Below are 830 nucleotides of genomic sequence, written 5' to 3'. Positions count from 1 at the left end.
CCGTAGCCCTTGACGGTGTGGGCGAGGATGACGGTGGGTTTGCCCTTGAATTCGGTGGCGGCCTTGTAGGCGGCGTAGACCTTGCGGTAGTCGTGGCCGCCGCGTTTGAGGTTCCAGATCTGGTCATCGGTGAGGTCCGCGACGAGGTCCTTGGTCTGCGGGGTCTTGCCGAAGAAGTGTTCGCGGACGAACCCGCCGGACTCGGCCTTGTAGGTCTGGTAGTCGCCGTCGACGGTTTCGTTCATGATCTTTACCAGGGACCCGTCGGTGTCGCGGGTGAGCAGGTCATCCCACTCCCGGCCCCAGACGACCTTGATCACGTTCCAGCCCGCGCCGCGGAAGAACGCTTCGAGTTCCTGCATGATCTTGCCGTTGCCGCGCACCGGGCCGTCCAGGCGCTGGAGGTTGCAGTTGATCACGAAGTTCAGGTTGTCCAGGTTCTCGTTCGCTGCCAGCTGCAGCAGGCCCCGGGACTCGGGCTCGTCCATTTCACCGTCGCCCAGGAACGCCCAGACCTGCTGGTCCGAGGTGTCTTTCAGGCCCCGGTTGTGCAGGTAGCGGTTGTTCTGGGCCTGGTAGATCGCGTTCATCGGCCCGATGCCCATGGACACGGTGGGGAATTCCCAGAACTGCGGCATCAGGCGCGGGTGCGGGTAGGAGGACAGGGCGTGGCCCTCGCGGGACTTTTCCTGCCGGAACCCGTCCAGGTCTTCCTCGGACAGGCGTCCTTCCATGAACGCCCGGGCGTACATGCCGGGGGAGGCGTGGCCCTGGAAGAAGACCTGGTCCCCGCCGCCGGGGTGGTCCTTGCCGCGGAAGAAGTGGTTGAA

The 830-nt window shown here is 64.8% G+C and carries 1 pseudogene; it reads right to left on the bottom strand.

From position 1 onward, the window contains the following. Nucleotides 1-830: pseudogene (locus MRBLMD1_RS05465) on the bottom strand (pyruvate dehydrogenase (acetyl-transferring), homodimeric type); the annotation flags it as partial.

Origin of the sequence: Pseudarthrobacter sp. LMD1-1-1.1 (assembly GCF_040676255.1) — a bacterium.
Classification (GTDB): Bacteria; Actinomycetota; Actinomycetes; order Actinomycetales; family Micrococcaceae; genus Arthrobacter.
Note: the sequence above shows the minus strand (reverse complement) of the source record. Positions and strands in the feature narration are given on the sequence as shown.